We start from the raw sequence: 6,687 nt of genomic DNA, 5'->3' as shown, positions 1-6,687 counted from the left end.
TTCGGACTTGAACGATTACCTGTGCGGCAGGAAGCAGGAACGGAAAAACGCAGCCAGCCAAGTGCAGGAAACGAAGCAGGAAACTGGACAACGTGCCGACCCAAGACAAAAGAGAGGCAGGGGCATTTAATCCGGCAGGACTATCAACGGCTGGCGGTTTATTTGGAGAGCAAGGTTATGTTTCGGTATACCGAAACCATCTTGCTTTGCTCACCGCAAAGGAAATCGCTCCCGTTGGTCGCAATTTCTAATATACCACCTAAAAGTAAAAAGACATGAAGAAGATACAGGACAAGCCGGGCGGTCGTCCGGCAAAAAAACGGACGGACAAGCAGAAAAAAGTAGTCAGTACGAAACTGACCGAGTTGCAGTATTACGCCATCAGAAAGCGAGCCGGGGAAGCCGGGTTACGTATCAGTGAGTATGTCCGGCAGGCGGTTGTTTCGGCAGAGGTCATCCCCCGGCTGAACAGGCAGGATGCGGACACCATCCGCAAGCTGGCAGGGGAAGCCAACAACATCAATCAGTTGGCGCACCGGGCGAATGCCGGAGGTTTCGCACTGGTTGCGGTGGAACTTTTGAAGCTCAAAGATAGGATTGTTGAAATCATAAACCATTTGTCGGATGATTGGAAAAATAAAAAAGGGAAGCGGTTTTAAGGGCTGTGTGAACTATGTGCTCGGCAAGGAGCAGGCGGTTTTGCTTCATGCGGACGGGGTTCTGACGGAAAGCCGGAGCGATATAATCCGCAGCTTCTGTATGCAGACCGGGATGAATCCCGACTTGAAAAAGCCGGTAGGACATATTGCGTTAAGCTATTCGGCAGTGGATGCACCTAAATTGACGGACGGGAAGATGATACAGCTTGCGCAGGAGTATATGCGTGAAATGAAAATCACCGATACGCAGTATATCATCGTGCGCCACCAAGACCGGGAACATCCACATGTGCATATCGTGTTCAACCGCATAGACAACAACGGCAAGAGCATTTCGGACAGGAACGACATGTACCGTAACGAACAGGTATGCAAGAAGCTGAAAGCCAAACACGGGCTTTATTTCGCCAAGGGGAAAGAGCAGGTGAAGCAGCACCGATTGAAAGAGCCGGACAAGTCGAAATACGAGATTTACACGGCTGTAAAGAATGAAATCGGCAAATCCCGTAACTGGCAGCAGTTACAGCAGCGGTTAGCGGAAATGGGTATTGCTATCCAGTTCAAGTATAAGGGACAGACAAGCGAGATACAGGGCATATCCATTTCCAAAGGCGAATACACGTTCAAGGGTTCGGAGATAGACCGCAGTTTCAGTTTTTCCAAACTGGATAAATGTTTCGGGGATGCAGGAATGAATGTTGCCGAAAGCCAACGGCAAACAACTTTCGCACCCGTTCGGGAGCAGGCACCTGCACCGAGCAAGGCTGACAGCCCGTTGATAACAGGTTCACTCGGTCTGTTTTCCGCTTCTTCTCCCCCAGTGGATGAAGAACCTAATTTTAATTTGAGAAAGAAGAAGAAAAAGAAAAAACAACTTAAATTGTAAAGACATGGAAGACAATTTGATTTTAGAGGGGCTTCTCTCTATGGTTACGGAACTGAAAGAGAAGCTGGAAGCACAGGTAACGCCAGCCAGCCGGGAGGAAACTCTCGAACGGCTGGGAACAATCGAACAAGCGTTGTCGGAACTGCACAGTAATTCGGCTGTTCCCGAAGAAAAGTTGCAGGTTATTCAAAGCCAACTTGACGACATAAGGAGCAGGATGCAAGGTCAGCAGAAGAACATAGAGGACACCAAGAAAATAACATTGGAAACCTACCGTTGTTTCAAGGTGATGATTGATACTTTGGGCTCTTGCAGGACGGATAAAGAGGAAGCTACGCCCTTACCGTTCTATCAACGGATTTACAACAAGGTCGCTTCTTGGATTCGTCCGGAATTGTTTGTTTTTTCGGCAGTGCTGGTTGTCTGTTCCGTTTCCATATTCTTGAATGTCCGTTTGGCTGAACGTATGCAGCAGTTGCAGGACAACGATATGAAATACCGCTATTTGCTGATGCAAGGACAGGCAGACGGGGAAGTCTTTGATATACTGGAAACCAAATTCAATTGGCAGAGGGATAACGGTTTTATCCAAAGTCTAACCGATTCTGTGATAGATTTTGAGTATCGCAGCAGGAAGCAGGCGGAAGCGTTGGAGCGTGCAAGGCTACTCAATGAACAAGCCGAGCTGTTGAGAAAGGAAGCCGATAAACTAGGTAAGCCATAAGTGGAGTAAAGCCGGAGTGATGAATCATGTTTATCGCCCGGCTTTTCAAATTCATTTATTTTTCTTCGGACAGCATGTCGTTAGGTATTCAGAAGAATAATTTATAACAAAGTATGCCCAATAAAAATAATCCTAAAAGGCATATTGCAAAAATTATATATGCCTTGAATAGATAAATTTGGTCTGACTGTTCTTTTGCTATGGTATTTTTACGGATTTCCTCTATCGTTTCAATGGAAATGTTGGATAAATTAATATTTTTTCCCTTGTTTACGAGGTATTTATGATGTTCTTTCATCCTTTCTTTATTCAATTTGCGAAGCTCACGGTTCTCTTTGTCCCGTTGTAGCATATCATTTATACAGCCTAATGTTCCCATTTTTTAGTTTAAATTTAATTTCTGTTTTGATAATTCAATTATAATCACGATGTTCATTCAAGGATTTACCGATTATCATTTTTAAATAAAACAGGTACAGTCCAAACGGAGTTGTGATATTCACCTTTCCCGTAATAATTGATGGTAGGAGTCCACCGTGGCATACCTTTTATGATTTGCAATACTTGCTTATCCCATTCAGGTATGCCACAACTTCGTAAGGTTTCTACCTTTATTATTTCTCCGTAAGAATCAATTCGTATCGTATAAATCCCTTTGGCTTCTTTTTTGCCGTTCAATAGCTTGGGGTCGTATGTTAGGCGTTCATTGATGTAGTTGGTAACTGCATACGGATTTGCTTTTTCAAAATAAGACACAGTTTCCCATTCCACAAAACTTTGTTTCAATTCTTCCTCTGCAATGCTGTCCGATTTTACTCTATCTCTATAATGTTGTGGTAAGAATGGTACATATACTGTATGGAAGCATTCTATTCGTTTACCGTTCTTATCCCTGCAAGGCAGACAGTGTGGAAGTTCTTTTGTTAATCTAATTATTTCTTTGTCAAACTCTTTATGGATAGTAGTCAGAATATTGATTTCACGAGGTAAACCCAGTGTGTCGATGGAAAACATCACAACAGAATGACCTGCCACATTCTTTTTCAGTAACTCTTTGGGGTATTTCATTTGAGAAACGAAATACTTTTCCAAGTCATAATCCCATACAGCCCATCGGGGATATTCTTTGATAGCCTGAGTTTTATTGATAGGAGCAGTACCCTTGTTCCAAATATCTTCTTTGCGCCAAATACTATCCAATCGTTTTTCGTTCTCTCGTAGCCCTTGAATACTGTTATCTGTTGTACATCTAACAGGCGCAACTCCGATTGTCAAACTTTCCGGTAGATAAAGGAATGTCAGAGTACTATCTGTAAGTTCTTGAATGATACAATTTTTCCCCGATTCAAAAACTTTGATAGTATCTCCATGCAAAGAATAGGAATAAAATGTTTTGGTTTGTTTTTCATCATATAGAAACGTAGTTCTCCATCCGGCACTACGAAATTCCATTTCCATTGCATATTGTTTGTCTTTAGGAAGTTGCACTTTCCATATTTTGTTCTCTAATAAAGCAGACATATCTGCACAATTCTTGTCTTGTGCTAAAAGTGGGCTGACAAGATTGAAAGAAAATATAAATAATATGGGTAGAAAATATTTCATAACCAGTCATATAAACAACACTCAAATATAGGGAAAGTTAATAATAGAACAGCTTGTTAAGCTATTTTTTTCTTATTAAGTTTGAACAAATTAACTTTTAATATTCAAGAAAAGGCTTTCCTATACATTGCAAGTTTAGTTTATCCCTTTGTCTATATATCCAAAACGAACTAAACCTACTTTTATAGACAGCAAAATATATATACAGGCGAAAAGAAAAACAGTATTCTTCTTTTCGCCTGTATCATGTCTATTTTTCACTGAAAAACGAGGGAAAACAGATATAAAAACATCTCCTACCACATTTACCCATTAACAACAAATATCCTTTTCTGTTTTCTTATAACCACTCTATTTGTATGCAAATTGCATGTTTGTAAAATGTTAATATTGATATATTCTACGCTATAAATACATGATATTCAGTATTAAATAGATAGAAAATTATACACATTAATTATAGCCAACCGCAACAAGTTCGTATTAGGTCCTTCGGGCAGCGGCAAATCCTTCTTTATGAACCACCTCGTGAGGCAATACTACGAGCAGGGTACGCACGTAGTGCTGGTGGACACGGGAAACTCCTATCAGGGCTTGTGCGAGATGATCCGGCGCAAAACAAACGGGGCGGACGGCGTGTACTTCACCTACACGGAGGAGAAACCGATTTCGTTCAACCCGTTCTACACCGATGATTACGTGTTCGACGTGGAGAAGAAGGACAGTATCAAGACATTGCTGCTGACGCTCTGGAAGTCGGAGGACGACAAAGTGACGAAGACGGAGAGCGGCGAACTGGGCAGTGCGGTGAACGCCTATATCGAGTGTATCAGGGCTGACAGGAGCATCATCCCCTCGTTCAACACCTTCTACGAGTATATGCGTGACGACTACCGCCGCGAACTGGCAGAACGTGAGATAAAGGTGGAGAAGTCCGATTTCAACATCGACAATATGCTCACCACCATGCGGCAGTATTACCGGGGAGGACGCTACGACTTCCTGCTCAACTCCACGGAGAACATCGACCTGCTCGGCAAGCGGTTCATTGTCTTCGAAATTGACAGTATTAAGGAAAATCGCGAACTTTTCCCTGTGGTAACAATCATCATCATGGAAGCCTTCATCAACAAGATGCGCCGTCTGAAAGGCGTGCGCAAACAGCTGATAGTGGAAGAGGCTTGGAAGGCTCTCTCTTCGGCGAACATGGCTGAGTACCTGCGCTATATGTACAAGACCGTGCGCAAGTATTACGGGGAGGCAATCGTGGTGACGCAGGAGGTGGACGACATCATTTCCTCGCCCGTCGTCAAGGAGAGCATCATCAATAATTCCGACTGCAAGATACTCCTCGACCAGCGGAAGTACATGAACAAGTTTGATGCCATACAGTCCCTGTTGGGGCTGACGGAGAAGGAGAAGTCGCAGATACTCTCCATCAACATGGCGAACAACCCGTCAAGGCTCTACAAGGAAGTCTGGATCGGACTGGGCGGCACGCAGTCGGCGGTCTATGCCACCGAAGTTAGTGCTGAAGAGTATCTGGCGTACACCACTGAAGAAACGGAGAAGGTGGAGGTTTACCGTCTGGCGGAGCAGCTGGGCGGCGACATCGAAGCCGCCATCCGGCAGCTTGCCGAAAGACGAAGGAATAAGTAAAAACAGATTCATCAACTAAAAAAGAAAATGCGTATGAGTATATCAAGAACGAAAATGCTGCAAGTCAGCAAGTGTTTAATCGGGCTGGCGGTCATGATGCTGCAATCCTGCGATGTAGCGGACAATCGCCGTGATCTGCTTTGCGGGAACTGGGAAAGTGTGGAAGGCAAGCCCGACGTGCTTATCTACAAGGAGGGCGAAGCCTATAAGGTGACGGTATTCAAGCGGAGCGGCATCCGCCGCAAACTAAAGCCGGAAACCTATCTCTTGCAGGAGGAGAACGGCAACCTGTTCATGAACACCGGCTTCCGTATCGACGTGTCCTACAACGAAGCGACGGACATCCTGACCTTCTCGCCGAACGGGGACTACGTGCGTGTGAATCCGAAACCGGACCATCCGATAAGCGAGCAATAACGATAACCACTAAAATCCAAAGTAACATGAGAACAAGAATAACATTTATTATCTGCCTGTGCCTGTTTGCAGTCGGCAGGGCAAGCGCACAGTGGGCGGTGATAGACCCGTCCAACATCGCGCAGAGCATCGTGAACACTTCCAAGAACGTGGTACACACTTCCACGACCGCCCAGAATATGATAAAAAATTTTCAAGAGACGGTGAAGATTTACGAGCAGGGCAAGAAGTATTACGACGCACTCAAATCCGTGAACAATCTGGTAAAGGACGCCCGGAAGGTGCAGCAGACCATCCTGATGGTGGGTGACATCACCGACACCTATGTGACCAGCTTCCAGAGGATGATGCGTGACGACAACTTCACGGTGGAGGAACTGGGAGCCATCGCCTTTGGCTACACCAAGCTGTTGGAGGAATCCAACGACGTGCTGACGGAGCTGAGGAACGTGGTGAACATCACCACGCTCTCCATGACGGACAAGGAGCGCATGGATGTGGTGGAACGCTGCTACTCCAAGATGAAGCATTACCGCAACCTCGTGAGCTACTACACCAACAAGAACATCAGCGTGAGCTACCTGCGGGCGAAGAAGAAGAACGACCTCGACCGCATCATGGGGCTGTACGGGAACATGAACGAAAGATACTGGTAGCCTATGAATTTCGACAACCTTCACCAGATTCTGCGCTCGCTCTACGAGCAGATGATGCCGCTATGCGGGGACATGGCGGGC

At 45.1% G+C, this 6,687-nt stretch carries 7 protein-coding genes and 2 pseudogenes; 7 read left to right on the top strand and 2 right to left on the bottom strand.

The features are described from left to right. The 4 genes and pseudogenes from DWX33_RS14800 to DWX33_RS14785 form a co-directional block, all read left to right on the top strand. Positions 1 to 130, top strand: a pseudogene (locus DWX33_RS14800) (DNA primase); the annotation flags it as partial. A gap of 145 nt (positions 131 to 275) precedes the next feature. Further along, a complete protein-coding gene (locus DWX33_RS14795; protein WP_005856059.1) occupies positions 276 to 659 on the top strand; it encodes a MobC family plasmid mobilization relaxosome protein in 384 nt (127 codons plus the stop codon). Then, the gene (locus DWX33_RS14790; RefSeq protein ID WP_005856057.1) at positions 625 to 1,545 is read left to right on the top strand and encodes a relaxase/mobilization nuclease domain-containing protein; all 921 of its coding nucleotides are present in this window, start codon (positions 625 to 627) and stop codon (positions 1,543 to 1,545) included. The genes DWX33_RS14795 and DWX33_RS14790 overlap by 35 nt, the downstream gene beginning before the upstream one ends. A gap of 4 nt (positions 1,546 to 1,549) precedes the next feature. Continuing rightward, complete coding sequence (locus tag DWX33_RS14785) at positions 1,550 to 2,269, top strand: hypothetical protein (RefSeq protein ID WP_005856055.1); 720 nt, start codon at positions 1,550 to 1,552, stop codon at positions 2,267 to 2,269. Between the two features lie 88 nt (positions 2,270 to 2,357). On the opposite strand, the gene DWX33_RS14780 is transcribed toward DWX33_RS14785, so the two are convergent. Both DWX33_RS14780 and DWX33_RS14775 read right to left on the bottom strand, forming a co-directional pair. Beyond that, positions 2,358 to 2,648 carry a hypothetical protein gene (locus DWX33_RS14780; protein WP_005856047.1) on the bottom strand — a complete coding sequence of 97 codons (291 nt, stop codon included), beginning with the start codon at positions 2,646 to 2,648 and terminating at the stop codon, positions 2,358 to 2,360. Positions 2,649 to 2,713: 65 nt separating this feature from the next. After that, a complete protein-coding gene (locus tag DWX33_RS14775) occupies positions 2,714 to 3,874 on the bottom strand; it encodes an energy transducer TonB (protein ID WP_121963819.1) in 1,161 nt (386 codons plus the stop codon). Between the two features lie 456 nt (positions 3,875 to 4,330). On the opposite strand from DWX33_RS14775, the pseudogene DWX33_RS14770 reads away from it, so the two are divergent. The 3 genes and pseudogenes from DWX33_RS14770 to DWX33_RS14760 form a co-directional block, all read left to right on the top strand. Next, positions 4,331 to 5,533 (top strand): annotated as a pseudogene (locus DWX33_RS14770) (TraG family conjugative transposon ATPase); the annotation flags it as partial. Between the two features lie 33 nt (positions 5,534 to 5,566). Then, the gene (locus tag DWX33_RS14765; RefSeq protein WP_005809203.1) at positions 5,567 to 5,950 is read left to right on the top strand and encodes a DUF3876 domain-containing protein; all 384 of its coding nucleotides are present in this window, start codon (positions 5,567 to 5,569) and stop codon (positions 5,948 to 5,950) included. 26 nt (positions 5,951 to 5,976) lie between these two features. Further along, the gene (locus DWX33_RS14760; RefSeq protein WP_005809201.1) at positions 5,977 to 6,606 is read left to right on the top strand and encodes a DUF4141 domain-containing protein; all 630 of its coding nucleotides are present in this window, start codon (positions 5,977 to 5,979) and stop codon (positions 6,604 to 6,606) included. Positions 6,607 to 6,687: the final 81 nt, after the last annotated feature.

The sequence above is a fragment of the Parabacteroides sp. AF19-14 genome, from assembly GCF_003635485.1.
Lineage (GTDB): Bacteria > Bacteroidota > Bacteroidia > Bacteroidales > Tannerellaceae > Parabacteroides > Parabacteroides distasonis.
The sequence above is the reverse complement of the archived record's forward strand: the minus strand, read 5'-3'. Positions and strand labels throughout refer to the sequence as shown.

Coding starts and splice junctions, on each gene's coding strand:
- DWX33_RS14760 (WP_005809201.1), top strand. CDS start 5,977: ATGAGAACAAGAATAACATTTATTATCTGCCTGTGCCTGTTTGCAGTC.
- DWX33_RS14765 (WP_005809203.1), top strand. CDS start 5,567: ATGAGTATATCAAGAACGAAAATGCTGCAAGTCAGCAAGTGTTTAATC.
- DWX33_RS14780 (WP_005856047.1), bottom strand. CDS start 2,648: ATGGGAACATTAGGCTGTATAAATGATATGCTACAACGGGACAAAGAG.
- DWX33_RS14775 (WP_121963819.1), bottom strand. CDS start 3,874: ATGAAATATTTTCTACCCATATTATTTATATTTTCTTTCAATCTTGTC.
- DWX33_RS14795 (WP_005856059.1), top strand. CDS start 276: ATGAAGAAGATACAGGACAAGCCGGGCGGTCGTCCGGCAAAAAAACGG.
- DWX33_RS14785 (WP_005856055.1), top strand. CDS start 1,550: ATGGAAGACAATTTGATTTTAGAGGGGCTTCTCTCTATGGTTACGGAA.
- DWX33_RS14790 (WP_005856057.1), top strand. CDS start 625: ATGATTGGAAAAATAAAAAAGGGAAGCGGTTTTAAGGGCTGTGTGAAC.